Source organism: Paractinoplanes hotanensis (assembly GCF_023717965.1).
Lineage (GTDB): Bacteria > Actinomycetota > Actinomycetes > Mycobacteriales > Micromonosporaceae > Actinoplanes > Actinoplanes polyasparticus.
In genome coordinates, this window is sequence record NZ_JAMQOL010000001.1 from 123,568 (window position 1) to 150,264 (window position 26,697).

At 71.2% G+C, this 26,697-nt stretch carries 29 protein-coding genes and 1 pseudogene; 18 read left to right on the top strand and 12 right to left on the bottom strand.

The genetic code is table 11. The features are described from left to right. Positions 1 to 7: 7 nt before the first annotated feature. The 9 genes from LXN57_RS00565 to LXN57_RS00605 all read left to right on the top strand — a co-directional run bounded on the left by LXN57_RS00565 (position 8) and on the right by LXN57_RS00605 (position 8,587). Positions 8 to 1,582 carry a chemotaxis protein CheW gene (locus LXN57_RS00565; RefSeq protein ID WP_251796075.1) on the top strand — a complete coding sequence of 525 codons (1,575 nt, stop codon included), beginning with the start codon at positions 8 to 10 and terminating at the stop codon, positions 1,580 to 1,582. 13 nt (positions 1,583 to 1,595) lie between these two features. Then, the gene (cheB, locus tag LXN57_RS00570) at positions 1,596 to 2,645 is read left to right on the top strand and encodes a chemotaxis-specific protein-glutamate methyltransferase CheB (RefSeq protein WP_285904580.1); all 1,050 of its coding nucleotides are present in this window, start codon (positions 1,596 to 1,598) and stop codon (positions 2,643 to 2,645) included. A 46-nt stretch (positions 2,646 to 2,691) separates the two neighbouring features. Beyond that, entirely contained in the window at positions 2,692 to 3,291 is a 600-nt protein-coding gene (locus LXN57_RS00575) for a HEAT repeat domain-containing protein (protein ID WP_251796076.1), read from the top strand. Further along, positions 3,288 to 4,163, top strand: a complete 876-nt coding sequence (locus LXN57_RS00580; protein ID WP_251796077.1) for a CheR family methyltransferase — start codon at positions 3,288 to 3,290, stop codon at positions 4,161 to 4,163. The genes LXN57_RS00575 and LXN57_RS00580 overlap by 4 nt, the downstream gene beginning before the upstream one ends. Further along, positions 4,160 to 4,546 carry a response regulator gene (locus tag LXN57_RS00585; protein ID WP_251796078.1) on the top strand — a complete coding sequence of 129 codons (387 nt, stop codon included), beginning with the start codon at positions 4,160 to 4,162 and terminating at the stop codon, positions 4,544 to 4,546. Before LXN57_RS00580 ends, LXN57_RS00585 begins: the two co-directional genes overlap by 4 nt. Further along, on the top strand, positions 4,543 to 6,894 hold the full coding sequence (locus tag LXN57_RS00590; RefSeq protein WP_251796079.1) for a chemotaxis protein CheA: 2,352 nt from the start codon (positions 4,543 to 4,545) through the stop codon (positions 6,892 to 6,894). The genes LXN57_RS00585 and LXN57_RS00590 overlap by 4 nt, the downstream gene beginning before the upstream one ends. Next, positions 6,875 to 7,150, top strand: coding sequence for a hypothetical protein (locus LXN57_RS00595; RefSeq protein ID WP_251796080.1), 276 nt, complete (start codon positions 6,875 to 6,877; stop codon positions 7,148 to 7,150). The genes LXN57_RS00590 and LXN57_RS00595 overlap by 20 nt, the downstream gene beginning before the upstream one ends. After that, a complete protein-coding gene (locus LXN57_RS00600; RefSeq protein WP_251796081.1) occupies positions 7,147 to 7,518 on the top strand; it encodes a response regulator in 372 nt (123 codons plus the stop codon). Before LXN57_RS00595 ends, LXN57_RS00600 begins: the two co-directional genes overlap by 4 nt. A gap of 76 nt (positions 7,519 to 7,594) precedes the next feature. Beyond that, positions 7,595 to 8,587 (top strand): methyl-accepting chemotaxis protein, encoded by a 993-nt coding sequence (locus LXN57_RS00605; protein ID WP_251796082.1) that lies wholly within the window; start codon positions 7,595 to 7,597, stop codon positions 8,585 to 8,587. 24 nt (positions 8,588 to 8,611) lie between these two features. Here LXN57_RS00605 and LXN57_RS00610 read toward each other — a convergent pair whose 3' ends face one another. Together LXN57_RS00610 and LXN57_RS00615 are read right to left on the bottom strand one after the other, a co-directional pair. Then, entirely contained in the window at positions 8,612 to 9,880 is a 1,269-nt protein-coding gene (locus LXN57_RS00610) for a HAMP domain-containing sensor histidine kinase (RefSeq protein WP_251796083.1), read from the bottom strand. Then, the gene (locus tag LXN57_RS00615) at positions 9,877 to 10,554 is read right to left on the bottom strand and encodes a response regulator transcription factor (RefSeq protein WP_251796084.1); all 678 of its coding nucleotides are present in this window, start codon (positions 10,552 to 10,554) and stop codon (positions 9,877 to 9,879) included. The genes LXN57_RS00610 and LXN57_RS00615 overlap by 4 nt, the downstream gene beginning before the upstream one ends. 103 nt (positions 10,555 to 10,657) lie before the next feature. Between LXN57_RS00615 and LXN57_RS00620 the strand changes: the two genes are divergently transcribed. Together LXN57_RS00620 and LXN57_RS00625 are read left to right on the top strand one after the other, a co-directional pair. Beyond that, positions 10,658 to 11,146, top strand: coding sequence for a septum formation initiator (locus LXN57_RS00620; RefSeq protein WP_251796085.1), 489 nt, complete (start codon positions 10,658 to 10,660; stop codon positions 11,144 to 11,146). A gap of 85 nt (positions 11,147 to 11,231) precedes the next feature. Continuing rightward, positions 11,232 to 12,389 (top strand): alkaline phosphatase PhoX, encoded by a 1,158-nt coding sequence (locus LXN57_RS00625; protein ID WP_251796086.1) that lies wholly within the window; start codon positions 11,232 to 11,234, stop codon positions 12,387 to 12,389. On the opposite strand, the gene LXN57_RS00630 is transcribed toward LXN57_RS00625, so the two are convergent. Together LXN57_RS00630 and LXN57_RS00635 are read right to left on the bottom strand one after the other, a co-directional pair. After that, positions 12,386 to 12,640 (bottom strand): hypothetical protein, encoded by a 255-nt coding sequence (locus LXN57_RS00630; protein ID WP_221373887.1) that lies wholly within the window; start codon positions 12,638 to 12,640, stop codon positions 12,386 to 12,388. The two genes, LXN57_RS00625 and LXN57_RS00630, sit on opposite strands and share 4 nt — an antisense overlap. An 84-nt stretch (positions 12,641 to 12,724) precedes the next feature. Further along, positions 12,725 to 13,510: a cyclase family protein gene (locus LXN57_RS00635; RefSeq protein ID WP_251796087.1), complete on the bottom strand. Its 786-nt coding sequence runs from the start codon at positions 13,508 to 13,510 to the stop codon at positions 12,725 to 12,727. A gap of 104 nt (positions 13,511 to 13,614) precedes the next feature. Here LXN57_RS00635 and LXN57_RS00640 point away from each other — a divergent pair, with 104 nt between their 5' ends. From LXN57_RS00640 to LXN57_RS00660, 5 genes are all read left to right on the top strand, one after another. Then, complete coding sequence (locus LXN57_RS00640; RefSeq protein WP_251796088.1) at positions 13,615 to 14,595, top strand: ATP-binding cassette domain-containing protein; 981 nt, start codon at positions 13,615 to 13,617, stop codon at positions 14,593 to 14,595. Further along, a complete protein-coding gene (locus LXN57_RS00645; RefSeq protein ID WP_251796089.1) occupies positions 14,592 to 15,437 on the top strand; it encodes an ABC transporter permease in 846 nt (281 codons plus the stop codon). Before LXN57_RS00640 ends, LXN57_RS00645 begins: the two co-directional genes overlap by 4 nt. A 301-nt stretch (positions 15,438 to 15,738) precedes the next feature. Further along, positions 15,739 to 16,044 (top strand): putative quinol monooxygenase, encoded by a 306-nt coding sequence (locus LXN57_RS00650; protein ID WP_251795856.1) that lies wholly within the window; start codon positions 15,739 to 15,741, stop codon positions 16,042 to 16,044. Next, positions 16,041 to 16,982 (top strand): alpha/beta hydrolase, encoded by a 942-nt coding sequence (locus LXN57_RS00655; protein ID WP_251796103.1) that lies wholly within the window; start codon positions 16,041 to 16,043, stop codon positions 16,980 to 16,982. The genes LXN57_RS00650 and LXN57_RS00655 overlap by 4 nt, the downstream gene beginning before the upstream one ends. Continuing rightward, positions 16,952 to 17,857: an ROK family protein gene (locus LXN57_RS00660; protein ID WP_251795857.1), complete on the top strand. Its 906-nt coding sequence runs from the start codon at positions 16,952 to 16,954 to the stop codon at positions 17,855 to 17,857. Before LXN57_RS00655 ends, LXN57_RS00660 begins: the two co-directional genes overlap by 31 nt. On the opposite strand, the gene LXN57_RS00665 is transcribed toward LXN57_RS00660, so the two are convergent. The 6 genes and pseudogenes from LXN57_RS00665 to LXN57_RS00690 form a co-directional block, all read right to left on the bottom strand. Beyond that, positions 17,832 to 18,572 (bottom strand): MerR family transcriptional regulator, encoded by a 741-nt coding sequence (locus LXN57_RS00665; protein ID WP_251795858.1) that lies wholly within the window; start codon positions 18,570 to 18,572, stop codon positions 17,832 to 17,834. The two genes, LXN57_RS00660 and LXN57_RS00665, sit on opposite strands and share 26 nt — an antisense overlap. A gap of 16 nt (positions 18,573 to 18,588) precedes the next feature. Then, positions 18,589 to 19,809, bottom strand: coding sequence for an MFS transporter (locus LXN57_RS00670; RefSeq protein ID WP_251795859.1), 1,221 nt, complete (start codon positions 19,807 to 19,809; stop codon positions 18,589 to 18,591). 67 nt (positions 19,810 to 19,876) lie between these two features. Then, positions 19,877 to 20,122: pseudogene (locus tag LXN57_RS00675) on the bottom strand (aminoglycoside phosphotransferase); the annotation flags it as partial. A 28-nt stretch (positions 20,123 to 20,150) separates the two neighbouring features. Continuing rightward, a complete protein-coding gene (locus tag LXN57_RS00680; protein ID WP_251795860.1) occupies positions 20,151 to 20,693 on the bottom strand; it encodes a dihydrofolate reductase family protein in 543 nt (180 codons plus the stop codon). 28 nt (positions 20,694 to 20,721) lie between these two features. Then, the gene (locus tag LXN57_RS00685) at positions 20,722 to 21,102 is read right to left on the bottom strand and encodes a YccF domain-containing protein (RefSeq protein WP_251795861.1); all 381 of its coding nucleotides are present in this window, start codon (positions 21,100 to 21,102) and stop codon (positions 20,722 to 20,724) included. A gap of 30 nt (positions 21,103 to 21,132) precedes the next feature. Beyond that, positions 21,133 to 21,873: a mechanosensitive ion channel domain-containing protein gene (locus tag LXN57_RS00690; protein ID WP_251795862.1), complete on the bottom strand. Its 741-nt coding sequence runs from the start codon at positions 21,871 to 21,873 to the stop codon at positions 21,133 to 21,135. A gap of 244 nt (positions 21,874 to 22,117) precedes the next feature. Between LXN57_RS00690 and LXN57_RS00695 the strand changes: the two genes are divergently transcribed. After that, on the top strand, positions 22,118 to 24,181 hold the full coding sequence (locus LXN57_RS00695) for a cyclic nucleotide-binding domain-containing protein (protein WP_251795863.1): 2,064 nt from the start codon (positions 22,118 to 22,120) through the stop codon (positions 24,179 to 24,181). Here the strand turns inward: LXN57_RS00695 and LXN57_RS00700 are convergent. After that, positions 24,159 to 24,590, bottom strand: a complete 432-nt coding sequence (locus LXN57_RS00700) for a VOC family protein (protein ID WP_251795864.1) — start codon at positions 24,588 to 24,590, stop codon at positions 24,159 to 24,161. The two genes, LXN57_RS00695 and LXN57_RS00700, sit on opposite strands and share 23 nt — an antisense overlap. A gap of 62 nt (positions 24,591 to 24,652) precedes the next feature. On the opposite strand from LXN57_RS00700, the gene LXN57_RS00705 reads away from it, so the two are divergent. Continuing rightward, entirely contained in the window at positions 24,653 to 25,582 is a 930-nt protein-coding gene (locus LXN57_RS00705; protein WP_251795865.1) for a helix-turn-helix transcriptional regulator, read from the top strand. On the opposite strand, the gene LXN57_RS00710 is transcribed toward LXN57_RS00705, so the two are convergent. Beyond that, the gene (locus LXN57_RS00710; RefSeq protein ID WP_251795866.1) at positions 25,560 to 26,675 is read right to left on the bottom strand and encodes an MFS transporter; all 1,116 of its coding nucleotides are present in this window, start codon (positions 26,673 to 26,675) and stop codon (positions 25,560 to 25,562) included. The genes LXN57_RS00705 and LXN57_RS00710 overlap by 23 nt on opposite strands. Positions 26,676 to 26,697 lie beyond the last annotated feature (22 nt).

Sequence of the window (26,697 nt, forward strand, 5' to 3'; positions counted from 1 at the left end):
CGCACTGATGAGCAGCGACGAGGATCTGACGGCCGGCGAGGAAGCTGCCGACGACGACAACGGCTACGTCACGTTCGACATGGCCGGGGAGCGGTACGCCTTCCCGATGAGCCGGGTTCAGGAGATCATCCGGATGCCGGCCGTGGTGAAGGTGCCGCTCGGCCCACCCTCGCTGGAGGGACTGGCCAACCTGCGGGGCCGGGTGCTGCCGGTGGTGAGTCTGCGGGACTGCTGCGACATGGAGCAGGCGCCTCACGACGAGACCACCCGGGTGATCGTGGTGGACGGCGGCGTGCCGCTCGGCTTCGTGGTCGACCGCGTGGCCAGCGTGATCAGCGTCGACCCGGCCGCGATGGAGTCGGGCGAATCGGTGCAGTCCACCGTGCGCTCGGACGTGCTGGTCGGCGTGATCAAGGCGGACGGCGGCGACATGACGACGATCCTCGACGTGGACCGTCTGGTGGGCAGCCAGTTCGACCACCTCGCGTCCCGGGCCGGGAGCACGGACAGGGCGGCGTCGAGCCGGCCGATGAGCGAACGCGACGACGCGGACGCCGAGCTGGACGACACGCTCGAGCTGGTCAGCTTCGCGGTGCAGGGTCAGGAGTACGCGCTGCCGATCGACCAGGTTCAGGAGATCGTGCAGGCGCCGGAGTCGATCAGCCATGTGCCGAACGCGGGCAGCCGCGTGCTCGGCGTGGTCGACCTGCGGGGGCGGCTGTTGCCGGTGGTGAGCATGCGACGGGTGTTCGGCCTGCAAGTCACGCCGTTGGAGCCGCAGAACCGGATCGTCGTGGTCTCGATCGACGGCGGCGTGGTCGGCGTGGTGATGGACACGGTCCGCGAGGTGCTTCGCGTCCCGCACCAACTGGTGGCTCCGCTGCCGGGGTTCATGGCGGGCGACGGCCGCAGGAGCGAGGTCGAGTCGGTCTGCCGGCTCGAGGACGGCAAGCGTCTGGTCTCCGTGCTCAGCGTCAACCGGATGTTCGACTCCCCGGAGGTACGCAACGAGATCGCTGAGCACCAGGGGCACGACGACCCGCCACAGACTGACGAGGAGCAATCAATGGCCGACGACGGCAGGGGCGACGAGGAGTTGTTCGTCGTGTTCCGGCTCGACGACGAGGAGTACGCGGTCGACGTCGACACCGTTCAGGAGATCATCCGGGTCCCGGCGGCGCTGATCCGGGTGCCGAAGTCCTTCGACTTCGTCGAAGGGCTGGTCAATCTGCGCGGCACAGTGCTGCCGGTGGTCGACCTGCGCACCCGGCTGGGCCTGCCACGCGGGGAGCGCGACGAGCGTCAGCGCATCGTCGTGCTGATCATCGGCGGGGTCCGCACCGGCTTCATCGTGGACTCGGTGGCCGAGGTGGCCCGGGTCGGCCGGCAGGTGCTGGAGCCGGCGCCGCAGCTGTCGGCTGAGCAGGCCCGGCTGGTGTCGCGGGTGGCGAACCTGCCCGAGCAGAAGCGGATGCTGCTGCTCGTACAGGTCGACCAGTTGCTCGCGGCCGAACAGGCCGCGGCCCTGGAGGAAGCTGCGCTGATCGAAGCCGTTCCCAGCGACGACCTTGTCGCTGTCTGAGCGGAGAGTTCGCGTGCCGACAACATCCGTCCTGGTGGTCGACGATTCGGCCTTGATGCGCCGGGCGGTCAAGGGCATCCTCGAGGAGGGTGGCTTCGAGGTCCACACGGCCCGCAACGGCGTCGACGCCCTGGACCAGCTGACCCGCGTACGGCCGGATGTCGTGACCCTCGACATCAACATGCCGGAGATGGACGGCATGACCTGCCTCGCCAAGATCATGGCGGAGCATCCCACCCCGGTCGTCATGCTGTCGTCGCTGACCGAGAAGAACGCCCTGATCACCTTCGAGGCGCTCGAGCTCGGCGCGGTGGACTTCGTAGCCAAGCCGGGCGGCACGGTCTCGCTCAACATCGACGAGGTCGCCGCCGAGATCGTCGGCAAGGTTCGCGCCGCGGCGACGGCGCGGATCGGCCGGGCTCGCGGCCTGCGTGAGCGCCTCCGGTCCGCGCCCGCGCAGACGGCCGCGACCCGGCCCGGCCAGTCCGGCGAGGTCGACCTGGTGCTGATCGGCTCGTCGACCGGCGGTCCCAACCTGCTCGCCGACCTGCTGCCGCGACTGCCGGCCACACTGGGCGCTCCGGTGGTCGTCGCGCAGCACATCCCGGCGTCGTTCACCGCCACCCTGGCGCGCCGGCTGGACGACCTCTGCCGGCTGCGGGTGCACGAAGTCGACCGGATCATGAACGCGGAACGTGGCCACATCTACCTGGGCCGGGGCAGCAACGACGTGGTCGTGGCCCGGCGCACGGACAGCCTGATCGTCAAGAGCGTGCCGGCCGGCGCCGAGTACCGGTGGCACCCGAGCGTGGATCGCCTGGTCAACTCGGCGCGCCGGCACGTGCCGGCCGAGCGGCTGGTCTGCGCCCTGCTGAGCGGCATGGGCGACGACGGCGCGTCCGAGATGGCCGAGGTGCACGCCGGTGGCGGACGGACGATCGCCGAGTCCGAGGAGACCGCCGTGGTGTGGGGCATGCCGGGCGAGCTGCACCGGCGGGGCGGAGCCACCGTCACCCTGCCGTCGTACGACATCGCGGAGCGCCTCGCCGACTGGGTCCGCTGAGAGAAGACGGCTGGGTCCGCTGAGAGAAGAACAGAGGGGAGACACCGTGGGACTCGTCCGCCGTGACGCGCCACCGCCCGAGGAGACAATCGCACCGCCGACCACCGGTACGTTGATGAGCCAGCTCGACGACGCCGACCCGGACTGCCGCCGGGAAGCGGCGCTCGGTCTCGGCGGTGTCGCCGAGGCAGTGCCCGCGCTGCTGCGCCGGATCGCTGTCGAAACCGAGCCCCTCGTGTGCGACGCCGTGCTGACGACGCTCGCGGCACACGACACCGCGACGGTCGCCGAGGGCCTCGGTGCACACCTTGCCAGCGACGACGCCGGCTTGCGGACGGCCGCGGCCGAGGCACTGGCCACCATGCCGGTCTCGGTGCCGGCGATCATTCCGGGACTGCTCGCCGACCCCGACCATGACGTGCGGGTGATGACCGCGATGGTGCTGGCCGACCTGCCGCACCCCGATTCCCAGGACTGGCTGGCACAGATGATCGCCCAGGACACCCACCCGAACGTGGTCACCGCGGCGATCGACGCGTTGCTTCCGTCCCTCGGCCCCGAACACCATGATCTGCTGCGCGCGGCCGTGCAGCGGTTCCCGGACGACCCGTTCCTGCGGTTCACGGTCGAGGCGGCCCTGCGATGACCAGTGCGGCCACGGCCGGGGCCGGGCTGAGTGAGTCGGACTTCGAGAAGTTCCGGGAGTACTTCTACAAGCGCACCGGGATCCAGTTCACCTCGGCCAAGCGCTACTTCGTCGACAAGCGCATCGACGCGTGCATCCGCAACTCGCCGTACGACTCGTTCGCCTCCTGGTTCGCGGCACTGCGGCTCAACGACCGGCCCGAGCTGCAGCAGGAACTGATCAATCAGCTCACGGTCAACGAGACGTACTTCCTGCGGGAGGACTACCAGTTCGACTCGATGCTGCGGACGGCGCTGCCGGACGTGATCGCGATGCGGGGCGGGCCCAACCGCATCGTCGGGCCGGTCAAGATTCTCTCGTTGCCGTGCTCGACCGGCGAGGAGCCGTACTCGATCGGCATACGGCTGCTCGAGGAGTGGGACCTCATCGACCGGATCGACGTGGAGATCCACGGCGCCGACATCGACAGCGAGGTGCTCCAGCGGGCTCGGCACGCCAGCTACGGCGAGCGCTCGCTGCAACGCGTGCCGGCGAAGTGGCGGGCCAAGTACTTCACCTCGGCCGGCGCAGGTCGCTATCAGCTCGACGAGGGCATCCGTGGCGCTGTCACGCTGCACCAGGTCAACGTGTGCGACACCCTCGCCATGCGGGCCTTCCGCGAGTTCGACGTGATCTTCTGCCGCAACGTGCTCATCTACTTCGACGAGCTGTCGAGCCGGCGGGCGGCCGAGAACCTCTACGGCGCCCTGCGCCCCGGCGGCTACCTCTTCCTCGGTCATTCCGAGTCGATGAGCCGCATCTCGCCGATCTTCACGCCGGCGCGACTGACCGAGGGCATCGTCTATCAACGACCGATCGGAGCCAACCGATGACCGACAAGCGTCCCAAGGTGCTGGTGGTGGACGACGCCGCGACGGTGCGGCTCTATCACAGGACACTGCTGGACGAGGCCGGCTTCGAGGTCGCCGAGGCGGCCAACGGGCTCGAAGCGGTCGAGACGGCCCTGTCCACCGCGTTCGACCTGTTCGTCATCGACGTCAACATGCCGAAGATGAACGGCTACGCCTGCGTCGAGACCCTGCGGTCCGAGACGGTGGGCACCTCGGCGCCGGTCTTGATGATCAGCACCGAGGACCGCCCGGGCGATGCCGACCGGGCGTATACGGCCGGGGCGAATCTGTACCTGGTCAAGCCGGTCGGCGCGGAACGTCTGGCCCGGGTCGCCCGCATGCTCACGGCCGGCGTCGCCGCATGAACCCGCTTCTCGCCCAGTTCCTCGCCGAGGCCGCCGACCTGCTCAGTCAGGTCGACGAGGGACTGCTGGAACTGGAACGCGACCCGAGCGACCCGGAACTGGTCAACGAGGTGTTCCGGGCGGCCCACACGTTCAAGGGATCGTCGGGCCTGTTCGACTTCCCCGAGCTGACCCGGCTCACGCACGCCGCCGAGGACCTTCTCGACGCCGTACGCTCCGGGAAGCTCGCGCTCGACTCGGGCATGGCCGACGACCTGCTGGCCGCGTTCGACCTGATCCGGGGCTGGCTCGCGCACGTGACCACGCACGAGCAACTGCCCGCGACGGCCGGACCGGCCGGGCAGAGCCTGATCGTCAAGCTGCGCGGTCCGCTCGGCGGTGAGCAGGCGGCGGTGGCGGCGGTCACGGCGCCCGCCGGCCCGGTGATCGACCGGGCGCCGGACTGGTTGTCGCTGTTCGACGAGGAATGGCTCGAGAAGAGCGCGTCCTGGCTGAACTCCACCTCGGCGACGATGCGCTTCGTGCGGTTCACCCCCGACCAGGGCTGCTTCTTCCGGGCCGAGGACCCGCTGCACCTGGTCAGCCAGGTTCCGGCGCTGGCCAAGCTCGGTCTGATCCAGCCGTTCGAGTGGCCACCGGCGGAGGAGTACGACGAGTACGCGTGCCTGATCGGCTTCGTGCTGGCGACGCGGGCCGCGGTCGGTGAGCTCGACTACCTCTTCCGGTACGTTCCCGACCAGGTCGAGATCGTCCAGCTGAACGGCGACGCGATCCGGCGCCACCTCGCCGGGGAGGAACCGCCCGAGCCCCGCGACGACGAGTCCACGGTCTCGGCCGCGGCGCAGTCGCAGGCCGAGAACCTCGAGCTCGCCCGGGACGCGTACGCGATCCTCACCGCCGCCCAACGCTCGCTGGCCCTGGGCGAGTCCGTGTCCGGCGTCCGGCTCAGTGCCGTGGCCCGCTCGGTGGCGGCCGCCGCGGCCGCGCTCGGCGTTCCGGTCGAGACCACCGACCCGGACGCCGAAACGTTGAACGCCCAGGTGACGAGCCTGCTGACCGAGGCCGGGCCGACTCCCGCCGAAGCTCCGTCCGCCTCGCCACCGCCCGAGCGGACCCCCGTCGACCGCGGCCGCGCCGACGATCCCGGGGGTCAGGTCGGCACCCGCATCCTCAAGGTCGACCAGGAGAAGGTCGACCACCTGATGGAGCTGGTCGGCGAGCTCAACGTGGCCAAGAACGGGCTGACGTTCCTGGCCGACGCGGCCGAGGAGGAGTTCGGCAGCCGGGTGCTCAGCCGCCGCATCAAGGACCAGTACTCCGGCCTGCACCGGATCGCGGAAGAGCTCCAGGCGGCCGTGATGGACGTGCGGATGCTGCCGCTGTCGGTGGCCTTCTCCCGGTTCCCGCGTCTGATCCGCGACCTCTCCCGACGGCTCGGCAAGACCGTCGAGCTGGTCACCGAGGGCGAGGACACGATGGCCGACAAGGACGTGATCGAGGCTCTCGGCGACCCCCTCGTCCACCTGGTGCGCAACAGCCTCGACCACGGGATCGAGACCTCCGCCGACCGGCGGGCCGCCGGTAAGCCACCGGCTGCCAGGATCACCCTGACCGCGGTGGCCGACGGGGACGCCGTGATCGTCGAGATCGCCGACGACGGGCGGGGCATCGACCCCGGCACGGTCAAACGCAAGGCGTACGAGAAGGGTCTGATCAGCGAGGAGGAGCTGGAGACCCTCACCGACTCGGACGCCGTCGACCTGGTGTTCCGGCCCGGCTTCTCGACGGCCGATCAGGTGTCCGACCTCTCCGGCCGCGGCGTCGGCATGGACGCGGTGCGCGCCAGCGTCGAGAAGCTGGGGGGCGCCGTCACCATGCGTTCCCAGCTCGGCCGCGGGACGTCCACCCGGCTGCGGTTGCCGCTCTCGATGGCGGTGACCCAGGTGATGGTGGTCAGCGTCGCCGGCCAGCGGTTCGGCATTCCCGTCGACCTGGTCGTGGAGACCGTCCGGGTGCCGTCCGCGGAGCTGGGCCGGGTGCTGCACCAGGACGTGGTGGTGCTCCGCGGCGAGGTGGTGCCGGTCATCGACCTGGCCCGCGCGCTCGACATGCCCTGGACCCCGGACCCGGCCGCCGACCGGGCGATCCTCATCGTCAGCATGCACGGCCAACGCGTCGGCCTGCTCGTGGAGCAGTTCCACCGCGAGGTCGACGTGATCCTCAAGCCGATGGAAGGGCTGCTGGCCTACGCGGACGAGTTCTCCGGCACGGCCCTGCTCGGTGACGGACTTGTTCTTCTGGTGCTCAACATGAAGGAGGTGCTCAGCCTTGCCGCTCGAACTCAATGAGACGACTGCGACCCTGAGTGACGTCGTGACCGTGGACGAGGTGGAGCCGCTGGTCGCGTGGCTGCGGATCACCGGCAAGCCCAAGGTGAACCTGCGGCGATGCAACCATTTGCACACCGGCGCGCTCCAGGCCCTGCTGCTTTTCCAGCCGAGGATTACCTCGTCACCAACGGACGCCTTCTTGGCTACGCAGGTGCTGCCGCTGCTCAGGGGGAGCAGTGGGGGGCCCGTTCTACCAGAGAGTGAACCTCCATGACCACTGTGCTGCTCGTCGACGACTCCGCCACCATGCTCATGAGCCTGAAGTCGATCCTGACGAAGGCCGGCTACGTCGTCGAGACCGCCGGGCACGGCAAGGAAGCCATGGACAAGCTGTCCAAGGGCGTCAAGCCCAACCTGATCATCAGCGACGTCAACATGCCGCAGATGGACGGGATCACGTTCGTCCGCGAGGCGCGCAAGGCGCCCGGGATGCGCTTCACCCCCATGCTGATGCTGACCACCGAGTCCGAGCAGACCAAGCGCAACGAGGCCAAGACCGCCGGCGCCACCGGCTGGCTGGTCAAGCCGGTCGCGCCCGACCAGCTCCTCGGTGTGATCAAGCAGGTCGTTCCCGGCGCCTGACGGCGCCCTCCTGGAGGTTCCGATGTCCCGCCTTCTCCGCCGGCCGCCGGCGTCGTCCGCACCCGAGGATTCACGGGTGCGGACGGACGTTGTCGCCACCGCGCTGAAGGACGTGCCGGCCTGCTGCGAGGTCGTCGGCGCGCACATCAGCGACGTGATCGAGCAGACCGGCGAGGCCGCCGAATCGATCGTCGAGCAGCTGATCAAGGTCGACGGGCTGGCCGAGGAGACCGCGGCCAACGTCGCCCGGCTCGCCGGCACGCTGGGGCACACGGAGGCGGAACTGAGTCAGGCCACCTCGTCGAACGACCAGCTCGTGGATCGGCTGGTGCGGTACTTCCTGTATCGCGACGAGCAGATCCGCGGGCTGGTCGACGAGATGCGCGGCCTCAAACAGCACGTCGCCGAGATCGAGCAGGTCAGCCGGGCCACGAACATCCTCGCGCTGAACGCCATGATCGAGGCGATGCGGGCCGGCGACGCCGGCGAGGGGTTCGCGGTCGTCGCCGACGAGGTGCGTAAGCTCGCCGACCGCTCGAACAAGGCCGCGCACGGCATCGGCAGCAGCATCGCCGACCTGACCGGCCGGCTCGACGCGGTGCTCGCCGACGACTCGTCGTTCGAGAACGACACGACGAGCGTCGCGCTGGAGACGGCCGACACTGCGATGACGCGCCGGCTCAGCGGCATCGCGAATGCCCAGCGCGAGTTGTCCGAGCTCGTGACGGGAGTACTGCACAACTCGATGGAGGCGCTGCGCGACGCCGAGCAGAGCACCGGCGCCCTCACCGCGGAGACCACCGGAGCGGTCGGGCATGTGCAGTTCCAGGACATCGCCCGCCAGCTGCTCGAACACGTGAGCGACGCCGTCGGCGAGGTGAAGCAGGCGGCCGAGGACGTCATCGGCTACGCCGAGGGCTCCGTGCCGGAGGAGACCGTGCGGGAACGGGCCATCTCGGTCGACAGCCTGCGCGCCCGGCACGTCATGTCGCGGCAGCGGGTCACACACGGCGATCACGCCGGTGGTGCGGCGGCGGCGGACGACACGCCGATCATCGAGTTGTTCTGAGACGGGTTCTCCGAGGGAACCGCTTCACGGCCGGCCCAGCAGCATCGTCACCACGGACCCGTCCTCGCCGCCGGTGATCTCGAGCTGCCCGCCCGAGGCCTGGGCGGCTCGCCGGGCGATGTCCAGCCCCAGGCCCGTCGAGTCGCCGCCGCTGACGCCGCGCCCGATCAGACCGGCCGGCATCCCCGGCCCGCGGTCGGCGATCGTGAGGACGACCCCGCCGGGCGCCTCCTCCAGCCGTACCGAGAAGGGGGTTTCGTCGGGGGTGTGGGCGAAGACGTTTCCCAGCAACGCGTCGATCGCGGCGGCCAGCTCGTCGGCCGAGACAGCAACCGGCTGAGGCCCGGCCACCAGGTCGATCGTCAGCGCGCGCCCGGTGTCCTCGGCCAGCACCTCCCAGAACGCCGCCCGGTCGGCCACCACGGCCGCCGCGTCGCACCGGGCGGGCTCGGTGTCGCCGTCGGTGCGACGCCGGGCCTGCTGGATCAGCCCGCTCACGGCCCGTTCCAAAGCGTCGGCGGCAGCGCTCAGCCGGGCACTTTCGTCCTGGTCCCGAAGGCCCTCCGCCTCGAGGCGAAGGGCGGTCAACGGCGTGCGGAGCCGGTGCGAGAGGTCGGCTACCTGTTCCCGTTCGGCGCGCAACAGCTCCTGGATGCGGCCGGCCAGATGATTCAGGGCGCCGGCCACCTCCCGCACTTCCCGGGGGCCTTCGGGCGAGGCCCGCGCGGACAGCTCGGCGTTGGCCAGCCGATGGGACACGTCCGAAAGGTCGGTGATGGGCCGGACGATCGTCCGGGCCAGCCGGTCGGCCACGACCACGCCGAGCGCCACCAGCAGCGCGCCCAGCCCGAAGAGCACGACCCAGGACCGGGTCACTCCGGCCCCGGCTTCGGCCGGCGACACCAGAGTACGGATCACAGCCGGCCCGTCCGGGCGGCCCTGCACGGCCAGGACGATCTCGCGCCCACCGCCCGATTCCACCGTGAGGCTCTGCCCGAGGGCGGCCAGCCGCACTGCCGGCGTACGCGGTGAAGCCGTGCCCAGCACGGTGTCACCCGGCAGGAAGACGGTGATGGGGCGACCGGTCGTGGCCGCGAGTTGCTCGACCGTGAGCCGCAGGTCGGCCGGGTCCGCCGTGCCGACCTGGGTGACGATGCTCTGGATGTCAGCCGTCGCGCGCACGGTCGCCCTGTCCTGCGCGACCTGCCGCACGAGCAGGGCCAGCGGCACCAGGAAGGCGATCATCATGAGGCTGGTCGTGGCCAGCACGAGCAGGGTGAGCCGGCTCCTCACGGCGCGCCCAGCCGCACGCCGACGCCCCGCACCGTGTGCAGATAGCGCGGCGCGGTAGCGCTCTCCCCCAGCTTTCGGCGGAGCCACGAAAGATGCACGTCGACAGTCTTGTCGGCTCCGCCGTACGGGATCTGCCACACCTCGGTCAGCAGCTCGCGCTTGGTGACCACCTGCCCGGCCCGGGTGGCCAGGTGGTGCAGCAGGTCGAACTCGCGCGGCGTCAGCTCGACGGTCGCCCCGTCGAGCCGCACCTGCCGCCCGGCCGGGTCGATCACGAGGTCGCCCACGGTGATGGTCGGGTCGGCCTGCGGGGTGGCGCCGCGCCGCAGCACAGCCCGGATCCGCGACTCGAGCTGGGCGGCGGTGAACGGCTTGACCAGGTAGTCGTCGGCCCCGGCGTCGAGGACACGGACGATCTCGGTCTCGTCGTCGCGCGCGGTCGCCACGATCACCGGCACCGAACTGACCGCGCGCAGCATCCGCAGCACCTCCCGGCCGTCCAGGTCGGGCAGGCCGAGGTCGAGCACGACCAGGTCGGGCCGATCGGTCAGGGCCGCCTGGACCCCCGCCATCGCGGTGGCGACGGACGCGACGGCGTGGCCGCGTTCCTTCAGCGTCCGCATCAGGGGCGTACGGATGGTCGCGTCGTCCTCGATCAGTAACAGCCGGGCCATTGGCCCGAGGGTAGTCGGCCGGACCGCGTCCACCTGCGCTCTTAACCCTCCCTTAGCGTGCGGCCGGGACAGTCTTAGCCGTCGGTACGGCATAGTTCGGACCATGCAGTCCGTGAAGCCGCCCCGCCCCGTCGTCGTCGCCGGCGGGTGGCTCGCCGCCGCCCTGGTGGCCACGCTGGCCGGGCTGGGCGGCATCCGTTTGGTCGGCGACAGCCTGACCGGTACGCGCGGCGGGGTGGTCACCGAGCAGGACGTGGCCCGCGCGCTGGCCGCGGCGACGCCCACGACCGCCCCGGCTTCCTCGGCACCGCCGCGGCCGTCCGCTTCGCCGGCCTCGGAACGCCCGGCCGGGGCCGTCTTCTCGAGCGCCGGTGGCACCGTGACGGTGCGCTGTGCGGCCGGCGACCAGGCGTATCTGGACAGCTGGTCGCCGGCGCCGGGCTATCTGGTGCACGATTACGACCGGGGGCCGGACGACGACGTGGAGGTCCGCTTCGAGGGCTCGGACGGCCGCGTCGAACTCTCGTTCCACTGCGTGAACGGGGTGCCCCAACCCGAGCAGCGGAACTCCGGCGGCAATGACGACGATTGACAGCCGTCAATCGGTTGCGCGGCGTTAACGCTTCGGCCAGGGACGGCCGACAGCCTTCTCAGGGACCGACCCTCGAGGAGGACTCATGGACCGTCGAACCCTGCTGCGCGCCACCGTCGCCGGAGCCGGTGGGCTGGCCCTGCCGTTCACGGCCTGGCCGGCGGCGTACGCGGCGCCGGCGCAGAACGCGACCGGCCCCTACGGAGCGCTGCGGGCGGCCGACGCCAACGGCATCCAGCTGCCGGCCGGCTTCACCAGCCAGGTGGTGGCGCGTTCGCGGCAGACGGTGCCCGGCACCTCGTACGTCTGGCACGACGCCCCCGACGGCGGCGCGGTGATCCCCAACGGCAGCGGCTGGGTGTACGTCTCGAACTCGGAGGTGTCCTCGTCGGCCGGCGGCGGCGCCTCACGGATCGTCTTCAACGCGAACGGTCAGGTCACCGGCGCGTCGCGGATCCTGAGCGGCACCAACCAGAACTGCGCGGGCGGCAAGACACCGTGGAACACGTGGCTGTCCTGTGAGGAGGTCGGCCTGGGCCGGGTGTGGGAGACGTATCCGCTGGGCGGCTCGGCCGTCGTGCGGCCCGCGATGGGGCGTTTCAAGCACGAGGCGGCCGCGGCCGATCCCGTACGGCAGGTCGTCTATCTCACCGAGGACGAGAGCGACGGCAAGTTCTACCGGTACGTCCCGGCCACCTGGGGCAACCTGTCGGCCGGCACGCTCCAGGTCCTCCGCGCGGGCAGCGCCACCTCGGGCTCGTTCACCTGGGCCGACGTGCCCGATCCGGACGGCTCGCCGACGCAGACGCGCTACCAGGTGTCGGGGGCCAAGTCGTTCAACGGCGGCGAGGGCTGCCACTACGCCGAGAACACGGTCTGGTTCACCACCAAGGGCGACAACCGGGTCTGGCAGGTCAACCTCACGACCAATACGTACGAACTGGCGTACGACGACAATCTGGTCCGCCCGGGCACGGCTCCCCTGAGCGGGGTGGACAACGTGACCGGCACGGCGTCGGGCGACCTGTATGTGGCCGAGGACGGCGGCAGCATGGACATCTGCCTGATCACGCCGGACGACACGATCTCGGTCTTCCTGCGGGTCACCGGGCAGGGCGCATCGGAGATCACCGGCCCGGCCTTCACGCCGGCCGGGAACCGGCTCTATTTCTCGTCACAGCGCGGCGCCTCCGGATCGTCCACCGGGGGCATCACGTATTGCGTGACGGGCCCGTTCCGTTAAGACTTCCGGGCGTCCATGACAGCGGCGACCGCGGCGGTGGTGACCACTGCCGCGGTCAACGCGACACCCCGCAGGCCCCACGCGACCATGGCCACCGACAGCAGGCCCCACACCACGCCCGCGGTGACCAGCACGGTGATCAGCACCGGGCGGGGCCACCGGGGCCAGGGTGCGCGACTCAGCGCGGGGTAATCCGTGGTCAGGCGGGCGACGATGTCGTCGAACTCCCTGCGCTTGTCCTCGGTGCTCATCCCGACCTCCTTGTCGAAGCACGCATGCTCCCATCCGCACTGTACGTCGAAGACGCGATGTTCGGTTCGAGAGATCTTCACTTTCTACCACTTCGCGAAGACACGAGCCTGTCCCCCGGACCCGTCCAGATACGGGATCAGGCCCACGGTCAGCGTCGCGCCACGGGGCGGGATCCGGTCGAGGTGGGCGAGGTTCTCGACCCCGTAGCGGTCGGCGCCGGTGAGGGCCAGGTGGGTCTCGAAGCCGGCCGAGACGCCGGGGTCGATGCTGAGGGTGTCGACACCCAGGCAACGGATGCGGCGCCTGGTGAGCAGCCACTCGCAGGCCTCGACGCTGAAGCCCGGGAAGTGCAGCCCGCCCTGGGCGTCGGCGCCGCGGTAGGCGTCGGCGTCGCCGGCCTTGGCGGCCCAGCCACTGTGCAGCAGCACGGCGGCGTCACGCGGGATCCGGTCGTACCTTCGCTCGTACGCCACCAGGTCGGCCACCGTGACCGTGGTGTCGGGCTCGCGGGCCGCCCGGCGCGCGATGTCGATGACCACGGCCGGGCTGATCAGCTCGGCCAGGGTCAGCTCGGTCGAGGTGCGGCCGCCGGCCGTGAAGTGCGCCGGCGCGTCCACGTGGGTGCCGAAATGCTCGAGGATCGTCCATTCCTGCATGTAATAACCATCGGCCGGAATCGAGGTGACCGTACGGCGGGACGGCTCCTCCCCCGGCACGAAGGCGGGGAACGAGGGCGCAATGGGATGGGTGAGGTCCTGGAGCCCGGACTTCCGGACGGTTGCTTGTGCGGGAGCGGGCACCGCTACCGCGGCGGTCGTGGCGGCCGCGCCCACCAGAAGTGAACGGCGAGTGACTTTGTCGACGCACATGGTCGCAATCTAGCCCCGCGTTCATCCCTTCGGGCGTTCCGCGCCCGCGAATTTGTCATACCCTCACGCGAAGATGTGGCCCACGCCCAACGGAGGGACACGCCATGACCGAACCGGCCATCCAGACCGCCGGTCTGATCAAGAGATTCGGGGACAACACCGCTGTCGCCGGCGTCGACCTGACGGTTCCGCCCGGCACGGTCTACGGGCTGCTCGGCCCCAACGGCGCGGGCAAGACCACAGTGGTCCGCATGCTCGCCACGCTGCTCCGTCCCGACGGCGGCACGGCCCGTGTCTTCGGCCACGACGTGGTGCGCGAGGCCGACACGGTGCGCAGCCGGGTCAGCCTGACCGGCCAGTACGCGTCGGTCGACGAAGACCTCACCGGCAGCGAGAATCTGGTGCTGCTGGCCCGGCTGCTCGGCCATTCCAAGCCGCGGGCCCGCGATCGGGCGGCCCAGTTGCTGGCCGCGTTCGGGCTCACCGAGGCGGCCGGCCGTCAGGTCAAGAAGTACTCGGGCGGCATGCGGCGGCGCATCGACATCGCCGCCAGCATCCTCAACACCCCCGACCTGTTGTTCCTCGACGAGCCGACCACGGGCCTCGACCCGCGCAGCCGCAACCAGGTGTGGGACATCGTCCGCATCGTGGTCGCCGCGGGCACGACGGTGCTGCTGACGACGCAGTATCTCGACGAGGCCGACCAGCTCGCCGGCCGCATCGCGGTGATCGACCACGGCAAGGTGATCGCCGAGGGCACTCCGGGCGAGCTCAAGTCCTCGATCGGCGCCGGCACGATCCACGTCCGGCTGCGCGACGCCGCCCAGCGGCCCGAGGCCGAGCGTCTGCTGGCAACGGTGCTGGGCACGACCGTGCAGCAGGGTTCCGACCCGGTGGCGCTCACCGCGCGGGCCGAGGCGGGCGGCTCCGACCGCGGGGCGGCCGAGCTCGCCTCGCAGGCGCTGGCCCGGCTGGCCGAGGCCGGCATCGTGGTCGACGACTTCTCGCTCGGCCAGCCCTCGCTCGACGAGGTGTTCCTGGCCCTGACCGACCGTCCCGCGTCCCCGCAGGAGGTTTCCGCATGAGCACCGAAACCGCCGAGCCCGTCACCGCCTACGCGCCCTCCAGCGAGACCCTGGGCGCGGTGCTGGCGCGCGCCGATCGCCCGGCCCGCCCGAGCGCGTGGGGCGCGTCGCTGACGTTCGGCTGGCGGGCCGTGCTGAAGATCAAGCACGTGCCCGAGCAGCTGTTCGACGTGACCGCGTTCCCGATCATCATGACGCTGATGTTCACCTACCTGTTCGGCGGCGCGCTGGCCGGCTCGACGGGCGAATACCTGCAGTTCTTCCTGCCCGGCATCATGGTCACCAGCGTCGTCATGATCACGATGTACACCGGCGTCGGCCTCAACACCGACATCGAGAAGGGCGTCTTCGACCGGTTCCGCACCCTGCCCGTGTGGCGTCCCGCGGCACTGGTCGGCATGATCTTCGGCGACGTCCTGCGCTACATCCTGGCCGCGACCACCATCATGGTCGTCGGCCTGATCCTGGGCTTCCGCCCCGAGGGCGGCTTCCCGGGCGTGGTCGGCGGCATGGCCCTGCTGGTCGTCTTCTCGTTCGCGTTCTCCTGGATCTGGACGATGTTCGGCCTGTTCCTGCGCTCCGAGAAGTCCGTGATGGGCGTCAGCATGCTGGTGCTGTTCCCGCTGACCTTCCTGAGCAACGTCTTCGTCGACCCCGGCACCATGCCCGGCTGGCTGCAGGCCTTCGTGCAGGTCAACCCCGTCACCCATCTGGTGTCCGCGATCCGCTCCATCATGGCCGGCGCCCCCGACATGGCCGAGATCATGTGGACGTTCGTGGCCGGCGCCGTCCTCGTCCTGGTCTTCGGCACCCTGACGATGCGCCTCTACAACCGCAAATGACCGGCTCGGGTCGAGCCGCCCAGCCGGGACGTCTCCGCCATGACGGCAGGGCTACGACGCCCCGCGGTTCGGCGGCCTCGACGTCCTGGTCCACAGCGTCGCCGCGCCCCGGCGATCGACCGGCCGAGACTTGACGCCCGTCGCCACCCGAGCCGGATGCCCGACCGGCCGCCACGCCACGCCCGCAGCCATGCCGCGGCGGGACGGTCGAGAGAATCGGGCAAGCATCCGGCAGGATCGTTCTCCCGTACCCCCTGGTCAGAATGATTCGATCGAGTGGTCTTGAAGGAGGCCACCGCGAATGACCGTCAACCACGGATTCCACGCCACCATGACCGCGCAGCCCGGGCGCGGCGACGAGGTCGTCAAGCTGTTGCTCGAGGCGCCGTCCCTGCCCCACCCCGACTGTGTCGTGTTCCTCGTCGGCCGCTCGGCCGGAAATCCCGACGTCGTGCACGTGACCGAGGGTTGGACGAGCCGGGAGGCGCACGGCGCGTTCTTCGGCAGCGAGCCGGCGCAGGCGTTCGTCGCCGCGTTGCAGGCGCTGCTGACCGGCGAGTCCGGCTACTCCGACGAGGTGCCCGTCGGCGGCAAGGCGGCGTTCTGATGCCGAAGCGACCCGAGCTCGATCCGCAGCTCAGCACGCTGCTCGCCGGCATGCCGGACTTCCCGCCTCTCAACCGGGAGACCCTCGAGCAGATCCGCCCGTACGCGGCGGGCCCGATCGAACCGATCCTCGAGGGCCGCGCTGTCACCCGGCAGGAGGTCACCATCCCCGGCCCCGACGGCGCCGAGCTACCGCTGACCGTCCTCAGTCCCCCCGGCGCGACGACCGCGCCGTGCGTCTACTGGATCCACGGCGGCGGCATGGTCATGGGCAATCGCTACTCACAGATCGACATCCCGCTGGAGTGGCTGGAACGTTTCGGCGCCGTCGTCGTCTCGGTGGACTACCGCCTGGCCCCCGAAGCCGGCGGCGCCGCGCTCGTCGACGACTGCTACCAGGGCCTTCTCTGGGTCGCCGCGCACACCGCCGAGCTGGGAATCGACCCGTCACAGATCGTCGTGGCCGGCGCCAGCGCGGGCGGTGGCCTGGCCGCCGGGGTCGCGTTGAAGGCCCGCGACGAGGGCGGCCCGGCACTCGCCGCGCAGGTGCTCATCGGCCCGATGCTCGATTACCGCAACGCCACCACGTCGAGCCGCCAGTTCTCCGGCGCGCCCGGCGTCTGGACGCGCGAGATGAACGCCTTCGGCTGGCAGTCGGTGCTGGCCGGCAACGCCCCGCCGGCGTACGTCTCCCCCGCGGTGGCCGGCGACCTGACCGGTCTGCCACCCGCCTACCTCGACGCCGGCTCAGCCGAGGTCTTCCGCGACGAGGTCGTCACCTACGCGTTCCGCATCTGGTCCACCGGCGGCCAGGCCGACCTGCACATCTGGGCCGGCGGCTTCCACGGTTTCGACGCTCTGTTCCCGGCGGCGCCGCTCTCCGCGGCCGCCCGCGAAACCCGCACGGATTGGCTCGCCCGCCACCTGACCAAAAACTGACCCCGCCGCCCACCCGCGCGACCCGGACCGCGCGGCTCATCGGCGCCACCCCGCCAGTACCGGGCCATCGGTACCACCCAGCCGTCCATCTCGCTCATCGTCCGCGACCTGATCGCCGACGGCGTCAGCCTCGAGTCCGGCTCGGCCGGCTCGGGGCGCGGCGCCCCCGCAAGCTGCTCGCGATCGCCCCCGGCAGCCGGTTCGGCATCGGCTTCCACCTCGGACCCGAGACGATCACCTCGGTCGCCGTCGACCTCACCGGCGGCGTCGTCGGCCGCGAGGTGGTGCCGCTCGACGGCTCCCCCGAACCGGACCTGCTCGCGGCCCGGTTCCACGACTTCGCGGCCGGCCTCGACCTGCCGCGCCACCGCGTCGAGGGCCTGGCCGTGGTGGCGCCGGTGGCCCGCGTCTCCACCGGGTGGGCCGCCGTGCTGGCCGACCGGCTCGGCTTCCCTGTCCTCATCGAGAACGACTCGGCCGCGGCCGCGCTCGGCGAGTTCTGGAGCCGCCGGGTGTCGCGCGACCAGTCGTTCGGCAGCGTCTATCTGTCCACCGGCGTCGGCGCGGGCCTCGTCTTCGGCGGCGCTCTCTTCCGCGGCGCGAGCTTCGACGCCGGTGAGCTGGGTCATCTGTCCATCGCGTACGACGGAAGGCCGCGCCCCTGCGGCAACACCGGCTGTGTCGAGAGGTACGCCTCGATGGCCGCCCACCGTCGAGGCAGCGCGGGCCGACCCCGGCCTGGCCGCCCGGTTGCGCCTGGGCGGTTCCGTTTCCAGCGCGTACGACGCGGTGGCGCGAGCCGCGGTCAGCGGCGACCCCGACGCCTTCGAACTGGTCGACCGGGCCGCCTCACGGTGACCGGGCTGCCCCGCTGACCAGCCGGGCGAGGAATGCGCGCTGGGCGTCGTTGAGAACCGTTTCCTGGTACGCCGTGAGCAGCGCCCCGGTCCGCGGGTCGACGTCCTGCAGACCGTCATAGCTGAGGTGGCCCAGCGCCACGTGGTAGTCCGCGACCAGCCGCTCGATCTCCTCCTCGGTGGAGTCCGGCCCGAGTGCGGCGAAGCGGACGGTCAGCGCGGTGGTGACTGCCAGCAGGCCCGGCTCGGCGACCTGGTTGAGCAGGCCGGTCAACGCGGCCCGGCCCTCTTCGTCCAGCCCGTGGTGCAACAACAGCATGACCTCGCGGTCGTGCCGGAGCATGGCCGGCGGCAGGTCCGCTCCGCCGGCGGGGATCGCGATCAGGCCGGCCAGTTCCGGTGGTGTGTCCGGGCTCGCCCCGGCCGCGCGCAGCCGGGCGATCACTTCGCGGCGGGCGGTGAGCCGCTCGATCTGTGCTGCCAGCTCACGGTCGAGCTCGTCGAGGACCGCGTCGGCCCGGCCCTCGGTCTCGAGCAGGGGCGGGATCTCGTCGAGCGGAAAGCCGAGCTCGGCCAGCCGCCGGATGCGCAGCAGCAACACCAGGTCGGTCACCGTGTACTCGCGATAGCCGTTGGCCCGCCGCGCCGGCTCGGGCAGCACGCCGACCTGGTGGTAGTGCCGCAGGGTGCGGACGCTGACCCCGGCCATGCGGGCGATCTCGCCGCTGTTCATCCGTGCCTCCCGCCGGTCAGCCTACGAGCTCGGCGTCGGGCGCCGGCCGTGGTTCCAGGTCGCGCAACGCCCGCACGCCGATCGCGAAGACAGCGGTGACGAGCCAGACGACCGCCAGGACCACCGCCCCGGTCCGGGGGCCGGACCCCTCGACCAGCAGCGCGGCCCCGCCCATGCCGAGAGCCGGGGCCAGGGTGAGGATCGAGTTCTGCAGACCCGTCACGCGACCCCGCACCGCCTCCGGGATCCGTTCGACCATGAGCACGCCCATCAGGCTGCCGAACAGCCCGTTGCCCAGCCCCACCAGGACGGCGGCGCCGAGCACGAGCCACGGACCGGCCAGGGCCGCCATCGCGCCGAAGCCGGCGATCGTGATCAGCATCCCGGTCAGGAACCAGCTCCGCCGCCGGCCCCGGCCGCCCGCCGCGGCGTACGTGCCCCCGCCGATCAGCAATCCGACGGCGAGCGCGCTGAGCACCAGACCGAGCATCTCGGGCCGCTCCTGCAGGGTGAAGTAGACCGGCAGGACCAGCGCCTGGAAGCCGGCCAGAACCACGACCAGGCCGACGCTGAGCAGCGTGGTGGTCAGCAGAAACGGCGAGCGGACCAGTGTGTGCCACCCGTCGCGCAGCACCACCCGCTGCGGGCCGCCGGCGACCGCCGGGATCGCACCGGCCGAGCGCGGGATGAGCATCGTGACCGCCGCGGCCGCGGTCGAGGTCGCCGCCGTGAACCACAGCACGGTGACGCCGTCGAACGTAGCGATCAGCACCGCCCCCAGCGCCGGCCCGATCAGCATGACGATCGCGCCGAGCGCCTCGCGCAGCCCCAGGAGCCGCTCGGCCCCCATCCGCCCGGCCCGGGTGATGCCCGGGATCATGGCCTCACGGGCGGTCAGCCCCGGCACGTCGCCGAACGAGCCGATCACCGCGAACAGCACGAACCAGCCCAGGGCCAGCCCGACGGTGGCGTCGACCAGCGGCAGCGCGGCGATCGAGAGCGCCGAGACCACATCGGTGAGGACCGAGGCCGTACGCCGGTTGATCCGGTCGACCACCACGCCCATCACCAGCCCGGCAGCGGCCGCGGGCAGCGCCGAGGCGACGGCGACGGCCCCGGTGGCGAGCACACTGCCGGTGGTCTGCAGGACCAGCAGGGGCAACACCACTCCGGCGATGGAGTTGCCCAGCAGGGACAGGACGTAGGAGGCCAGATACGCCGACGACACGCGGTTCATGCGTCCATCGCAAACCATGACGTCGCGTCGGGGTCAACTCCGGACGGCCGACGGTAGTGTCGATCTCTCAGCCGCCGGAAGAGCAGGTTCGGACCGGCCGGACCTCGGCGAGCCGGCGGACCGCGTAGTCGTCGTCCCAGCTGACGGCGGCTTCCCAGGCGGCCGAAGCCTGGGCGGCGATGTCGTGCTCGTCGTCGTCGAGGCCGGCGGCGTTGCCGGGCAGCACGAGGTCGAGGGCGGGGACGTCGTCGTGGGCCTCGTCCCAGTCGATCAGCGCGACCTGGGTCGCGGTCATGCGGACGTTGCCGGGGTTGGCGGCGGCTGCGACCCGGTGTCGCTGGTCACGGCCGCGAGAACTCGTAGTCGAGCAGCAGGCCCCCGGACGGCGTCGGCTCCGCACGCTGCAACTTCAGCTTCCGCACGGTCGCGTCGTCGTCGAAGAGCTTGCGCCCGCGGCCGGCCAACGTGGGGAACACCACCAGCCGGATCTGGTCGACCAGGTTCGCGGCCAGCAACGAGCGGGACAGGCTCAGGCTGCCGTGCAACCCGATCTCGCCGCCGGGATGCTCTTTGAGCTCGCCGACGAAGTCGACGGCGTCGGTCGTCACGATTGTCGTGCCGGTCCAGTCGGCCGCCGGCTGGGCCGACGTGAACACGTACTTGGGAACGTTGTTGATGAAGTCGGCGAACGGCTGCATGTCGGAGGTGGGCCAGTAGGAGGCCCATTCGTCGTACTGGACCCGGCCCAGCAGAACGGTGTCCTGCGACCTGATCACCTCGCCGAGGTTCGTGTGCATCGTCTCGTCGAACTCGAAGACGTACTCGTCGGGGCTCTCGCCCACGCCGTCGAGGGACACCAGGGAGTAGAGGACCAGTTTTCGCATGCCCTTCGGACCGGCCGGGTGCCGGAAACTAATCGGCCAGGTCGACGATGTCGCGGCCGAGGGGCCAGAAGGCGACCGGCACCAGCTTGAAGTTGGCGATGCCGAACGGGATGCCGATGATGGTCACGCACTGGGCGATGCCGGCCGCGATGTGGGTCAGGGCCAGCCACCAGCCGGCCACGACGACCCAGATGATGTTGCCGAGACCGGAGCCCAGCCCGGCGGTGGGGCGGCTGACCACCGTACGGCCGAAGGGCCACAACGCATAGGCCGCGAGCCGCAGCGAGGCGATGCCGAAGGGGATCGTCACGATCAGGGCGAAGCAGATCAGGGCGGCGAGGCCGTAGCCGATGGCGAGCACGAAACCGCTGCCGAAGACGAACCAGAGGACGTTCAGGATCAGTCGCACAGACCAAGCATGCCTGAGCCGCGCCAGCGGTCAGTCGCCGTTCTGCTTGCGCTCCGGCTCGTCGGTGACCTCTGCCAGGGCGGCAGCGGTGGCCACGGCGGCCGCCTCGTCGTCGTCGGCGGGACCGGGCGGCACGTCCGGCGTCTCCTCGGGGGGCTCGCCGTGGAAGGGCCCGACCGCGGAGGCCAGCAGCGCCGAGTTGGGGATGTTGAGCGGGCCGTCGGCGGTGTCGAGCACGGTGTAGAGCAGCCCGGCCGAGACGATCGTGCCGTAGTGCGGCCCGCCGATCGCGCCGGAGAACACCCGGACCCGCTGCCCCGGCACGTACGGGCGGGCGAACAGCAGCACGAGGCCGGCGAAAAGGTTGCTGAGCACCGGCTGCGCGGCCAGGCCCAGAATGACACCGGTCACCGCGCCGCCGACCAGCAGGTTGCGCAGCCCGATGCCGACCAGGTCGCACACCACGAAGACGGTGATCAGGTAACCGGACAGCTGCACGAGCAGCCGCAGCGGCGTCGCGGCCGCGTCCCCGCCGCGGGCGAAGGCGATCCGGTGCACCTCGCGCGAGGCGGTACGGGTCGCGACGATGCCGGCCACGGCCACCACCAGCGCGGAGCACCAGGCGATCAGCCGCTCGCGAAGCTCGGGCGCGTCGATGTCGCCGAGGCGCGTGCCCACGACCAGCCCGGCCAGCGCGATCAGCCCGAAGAACACCGACTTCCGGAAGTCGGGCCGAACCCTCTGCTCGAGCACCTTCCACGGTTCGTTCACGACCCCACCCCCTGTTCCGCGCTGGAGATCCTATCGGCAGCTCCACCGCGCCCCTGTGGTGGCGTCCTTCGAGGCCGAGGCCCGCATCCCCGTTCCGGGGGACGAGGCGCTCTAGATCCTTTTGTCCGCCATTGCGTGGACCACCTATCTTGGGCTGGTCGAGCGACGATGATCCCGCCGCTCCCGGTTCTCCGGCTTCACGCGGCTATCGCCGCTCAGCCCCCTGTCTTCGAAGGGAGAGCCCGTGTCCAGCGGGCGCAACGAGGATCTCCATGAGGTGCTCGTGGTCTCGTGCGACATCGTCGGCCACTCGTCCGAGCTCGTGCACGATGTGCAGCTCGACCGGGTCGTAGGCCTCAACACCGTGGTGGCGGAGACGATCGAGGATCGTTCCGACGCCATCTGGGCCTCCGGCGGCGACGGCGGGCACGTCGTCTTCCCCGAGGGCGACGACCGTGGGGCGGCGCAGGCCGCGCTCGATCTGGTCACCCGGTTCCTCACGTGGTCGGCCACGGCCGGGGTCGGGTTGCGGATCGTCGCGCACGCCGGCCGGGTCAGCCTGGTGCGGGGCGCCGACGGCCGCGTGCAGGTGGTCGGCAACGGCATCAACGTGGCCGGGTGGATGCTCGCCCGCGGCGGCCCCGACGGCGTCATCGTCTCCGAGGCGTTCCGCCGGCGGCTGGAGCGGCACGGCGAGTGGGCCGGCATAGCGTTCCACGAGCCGCGCACCCTGCGCGACAAACGAGGCGTCGACCAGTTGCTCCTGCGCATGTCGGTGCAGGATCTGCCGTCCGCGTGGTACTCCCCGATCGAGGGTGACCGCCAGCAGCTGCGCGCGGCGCTCGCTCTCCGGCGCAGCGACCCGGCCTGGAGCCACCGCGGCTGGGAGATCATGTATTTCGCCAAGCGGATCCTGCAGGTCAACAAGAGCGATCGCGAGGCGCTGGACGCCATCGGCACGATCAAGAAGCTGCAGCTGATGTACACGACGCCCGACGGCGACGAGGACACCAATCCGTTCTTCGAGTACCTCGACCCCACCATGCTTCGCGAGGTCGTGCTGTCCGCCCAGCTCGTCGAGCGCCAGTACAACGAGGTCATCTGCCGCGGCGGCGACGAGGGCGACACGATGTTCGTCATCCTGCGCGGCCGCGTCGGTGTCTACAAGACACACGGCGAGGACGACACACGCCCGATCGAACCGCATTTCTCGCACCAGGAGGGCGATGTCGTCGGTGAGCTCGCCCTGGCGCTGGGCCGCAACCGCACCGCCGATCTGGTCGCCCTCACACCGGTCGTGCTGCTCTCGTTCCACTACCAGGACATCATGAAGCACCTGGAGAGCCTCACCGGCAACCAGGCGGCCGGCTGGGCGCGCGAGGCGATCGAGGGCTTCATCAGCCGGCGTGTCCTGGAGTACATCAGTCAGGACGTCGACTTCCTGTACGGCCGTGACGGCGCCGGCCCGCTGGCCTCGGCCCAGGGCGGCGACCCGATCGCCACGCTCAGCAACTACGCCGAGCGCATCGAGCTCCCCGACAACATGCGGCAGATCACCTTCGACGACGCTGTCGCCGCGGCCCGCACCCCCGGCGCCCGGCACGGCATCTACGTGCTGGCCGACGGCACCCTGCAGAGCCGGGCCGATCCGGGCTTCACGCTGGGCGGACTCACCTTCCCGATGCTCTGGATCGACCTGCCGGGCTTTCTGACCCTGCCCCGGCATCAGTTCGGCCGGGGCAGCGACAAGGTCAAGGTCTTCCGCATCGCGGCCGGTGGCATCGAGCAGCTGGAACGGACTGTCCGCGAGAAGCTGCGCCGGTCCCTGCTCGCCGCGGCCGCCCGCTCCTGCTTCGTCTACGGCGTCTTCATCTCGTACACCGAGCATGACGTCGGCGATGCGGCAGCCTGGGAGCAGGCGCTGAAGGAGCGCGGCTTCCGGGTCTTCATGGACCGGCCGCAGAGCGGGGCCGAGTTCGGCGAGACCGTGGCCAACGGGCTCAAGCACTCGCTCGCCCTGGTCCCGATGATCACCTCGAACGTCCAGATCCGGGACCCGGAGGACAACTGGGTGATGCGGGAGATCACCGCCCGGCGGGCGTACTTCCCGCTCGAACCCCAGATCTTCCCGGTGGTCTTCGGCGCTGCCCGGCCTGAGCGGATAGCGCCCGGAGTGACCCCCATCCGAGTCGGCTCGAACGCGGCCGAGGCCGTCGACCAGCTGGCGCAGCGGCTGGAGGCCCTCCGGTCGGGCCTCCTGCCGCCGCCACACGGCGAGACCGAGATCATCGACCTGCCGCTGGAGTGAGACGCGCCGCGAGGATGTCGTCGTAGTGCTGGTTGCGCATGACCCCGAGGACGTTGCCGAACGGGTCGAGCACCGACGCGGTCACGTAGCCGGGGCCGCGCTCGGTCGGCTCGTCGTGCTGCGTGGCGCCCAGCGAGAGCAGCCGCTGGTAGGCCGCCCCGACGTCGTCCACGGCCCAGTAGACGACCACGCCGGCCGGCGCGCCGGTCGCCGGGTGCGGCGCGAACCTGCTGTTGAGCACGCCGAACTCGTGCTGGTAGTCGCCGATGCGCCATTCCAGGTAGGCGCCCTCGCGCACGAAGTAGGGCTCGACCGCGAACACCTCGGTGTACCAGGCCCGGGCGGCGTCGAGGTCGTCGGCGAAGAGGGTCACCGTGGTCAGTCCGCGCAGCGTTGCTGAAGAAGTCATGACCTCATCATCGGCCGTAAAGTGCTCACCTTCTGAGCACTTTTCCGGGCAGAATCTGCGGCATGCGCGCCGATCGTCTCGTCGCGGCCCTCCTGCTGATGCAGTCGCGGGGCCGGGTCACCGCCGCCGAGCTGGCCACCGAGCTGGAGGTCTCGGTGGCCACGGCCCGCCGCGATCTGGAGGCTCTGTCCGCCGCCGGCATCCCCGTCTATCCCCAGCCCGGCCGGCACGGCGGCTGGCAGCTGGTCGGCGGCGCCCGCACCGACCTCAGCGGCCTGACCGACGCCGAGGCCCAGGCGCTGTTCCTGCTGGCCGGCCCGGCCGCGTCGACCTCCGGCGAGATCAAGGCGGCCCTGCGCAAGCTGATGCGCGCCCTGCCCGAGACGTACCGCGCCGAGGCCCGGGCCGCGGCCGACGCCACCATCGCCGACCCCTCGCGGTGGGGCGAACACCCCCGCGACCACCCCGCCGAGGTGCGACAGTTGCAGCAGGCAGTGGTCCGCAGGCGCCGCGTCCGGTTCCACTACAAGGACGCACCGCGCGAGGCCGACCCGTGGGGCCTGATCGACAAGGACGGCCTGTGGTACCTGATCGCCGGCACCGCGAAAGGCCGGCGCACCTTCCGTCTCGACCGGGTGACCGACCTCGAGGTGACCACCGGGACGTTCGAGCGCCCCGCCGGCTTCGCCCTCGACACGGCCTGGGACGAGGTGGTCGGCACGATCGAGGAACGGCGGTCCCGCACCTGGGCCACCCTGCTCATCCCGGAACGCTTCCTCTGGGTGCTGCGCGACCAATTCGGACGCCACTGCCGGCCCGGCGACGTGTTCGACGACGGCCGCGTCCGGGTGCGGGTGGGCGCCCCCACCCCGCGCGACATCGCCCGTACGCTCTCCGGCTGGGGCTCGGCCGTCGAGGTTCTCGACCCGCCGGCCGTACGGGAAGAGCTGGCCCGCATCGGCGCCGAGCTCACGACCCTCTACGCGAGGTAGCGACCGGGACGAGGGCGAAGGCGGGCAGCGTCGCCACCGCGGCCAGGACGAAGACCGCGTCGACGCCGAGCGGGGCGACCAGCAGGCCGGCGATCAGGGCGCCGGCGGCCATGCCGAGGTCGTAGGCGATGTTCCAGGCCGCGCTGACCGTGTTCTCGCCGCCGGGCGGCATGCTGTCGTACATCAGGGCCAGCGTCGCGTTCTGCAGCAGGCCGAAGCCGGCGCCGAAGACCAGGGCCGCCGGTACCGGGACGAGGGCCAGTCCCGCTGTGCCGGCCGCGGTCAACGCGAGGCCCGGTCCGAGCAGGCGGCCGGGGCCGTAGCGGTCTCCCAGGCGGCCCGCGGCCCAGCGTGCGGCGGTGGCCGCCGCGGGCTGCACCAGCAGGGCAGCCGCGACGACTCCGGCCGACCGGCCGTCACCGGCCAGCGGCAGGAAGGTGACGAAGACGCCGACGGCCGAGGTCGAGGCAGCGAAGATCGCGGCCGGGCGGGCCAGCGCGCGATGGAACACGCTGCTGCTCTCGGCCGTCGCGGACCGGCGAGGCAGGCCGGGCACCGAGAGCAGGGCAAGCAGCGTGAAGATCGCCGTGGCGACGAAGACCGGCGCGAAGCCCCAGCGGTGGGCGGCCCACACCCCGGACGGCAGCGCGAGCAGGCTCGACACGCCACTCACGAGTCCGACGAAGGCGAGGCCCTGCCCCCGGCGGCCGGCCGGGATCAGCTTGGCGGTCAGCGCTCCCCCGGCCACCGTGCAGATGGCGAAGCCGAGGCCGCGCAGCACACAGACGGCGAGGATCACGGCGGGGTGGGCGCTGACGGCGAGCGCGATCGTCGGGGCGCCGAGCAGGAGGAGTCCCCCGGCCAGCGCGGCGCGGTAACCGACCCGGTTGACCAGGCGCGGCGTAACCACTTCGCCGGCCACCGTGGCCAGCAGCAAGGCCACCGTGGCGAGCCCGGCAGCGCGGCCCGAACCGGCCAGCATCGGCACCACCGACAGCGGCAGGAAGAAGCCCACGGACGCCCCGAGAATGGAGACGGACCGCAGCAGCAGGGGGCCCGTGATCAGTCGGCGGTGGAGCGTCGTCGTGGTCATGAGATGACGCTAGGACGCGACC

Bases quoted from the DNA above. Each gene is read 5' to 3' on its own strand.
- LXN57_RS00565 (WP_251796075.1), top strand. From the start codon at position 8: ATGAGCAGCGACGAGGATCTGACGGCCGGCGAGGAAGCTGCCGACGAC.
- LXN57_RS00580 (WP_251796077.1), top strand. From the start codon at position 3,288: ATGACCAGTGCGGCCACGGCCGGGGCCGGGCTGAGTGAGTCGGACTTC.
- LXN57_RS00585 (WP_251796078.1), top strand. From the start codon at position 4,160: ATGACCGACAAGCGTCCCAAGGTGCTGGTGGTGGACGACGCCGCGACG.
- LXN57_RS00590 (WP_251796079.1), top strand. From the start codon at position 4,543: ATGAACCCGCTTCTCGCCCAGTTCCTCGCCGAGGCCGCCGACCTGCTC.
- LXN57_RS00600 (WP_251796081.1), top strand. From the start codon at position 7,147: ATGACCACTGTGCTGCTCGTCGACGACTCCGCCACCATGCTCATGAGC.
- LXN57_RS00615 (WP_251796084.1), bottom strand. From the start codon at position 10,554: ATGGCCCGGCTGTTACTGATCGAGGACGACGCGACCATCCGTACGCCC.
- LXN57_RS00620 (WP_251796085.1), top strand. From the start codon at position 10,658: ATGCAGTCCGTGAAGCCGCCCCGCCCCGTCGTCGTCGCCGGCGGGTGG.
- LXN57_RS00625 (WP_251796086.1), top strand. From the start codon at position 11,232: ATGGACCGTCGAACCCTGCTGCGCGCCACCGTCGCCGGAGCCGGTGGG.
- LXN57_RS00630 (WP_221373887.1), bottom strand. From the start codon at position 12,640: ATGAGCACCGAGGACAAGCGCAGGGAGTTCGACGACATCGTCGCCCGC.
- LXN57_RS00635 (WP_251796087.1), bottom strand. From the start codon at position 13,510: ATGTGCGTCGACAAAGTCACTCGCCGTTCACTTCTGGTGGGCGCGGCC.
- LXN57_RS00640 (WP_251796088.1), top strand. From the start codon at position 13,615: ATGACCGAACCGGCCATCCAGACCGCCGGTCTGATCAAGAGATTCGGG.
- LXN57_RS00645 (WP_251796089.1), top strand. From the start codon at position 14,592: ATGAGCACCGAAACCGCCGAGCCCGTCACCGCCTACGCGCCCTCCAGC.
- LXN57_RS00650 (WP_251795856.1), top strand. From the start codon at position 15,739: ATGACCGTCAACCACGGATTCCACGCCACCATGACCGCGCAGCCCGGG.
- LXN57_RS00665 (WP_251795858.1), bottom strand. From the start codon at position 18,572: ATGAACAGCGGCGAGATCGCCCGCATGGCCGGGGTCAGCGTCCGCACC.
- LXN57_RS00670 (WP_251795859.1), bottom strand. From the start codon at position 19,809: ATGAACCGCGTGTCGTCGGCGTATCTGGCCTCCTACGTCCTGTCCCTG.
- LXN57_RS00680 (WP_251795860.1), bottom strand. From the start codon at position 20,693: ATGCGAAAACTGGTCCTCTACTCCCTGGTGTCCCTCGACGGCGTGGGC.
- LXN57_RS00700 (WP_251795864.1), bottom strand. From the start codon at position 24,590: ATGACTTCTTCAGCAACGCTGCGCGGACTGACCACGGTGACCCTCTTC.
- LXN57_RS00705 (WP_251795865.1), top strand. From the start codon at position 24,653: ATGCGCGCCGATCGTCTCGTCGCGGCCCTCCTGCTGATGCAGTCGCGG.
- LXN57_RS00710 (WP_251795866.1), bottom strand. From the start codon at position 26,675: ATGACCACGACGACGCTCCACCGCCGACTGATCACGGGCCCCCTGCTG.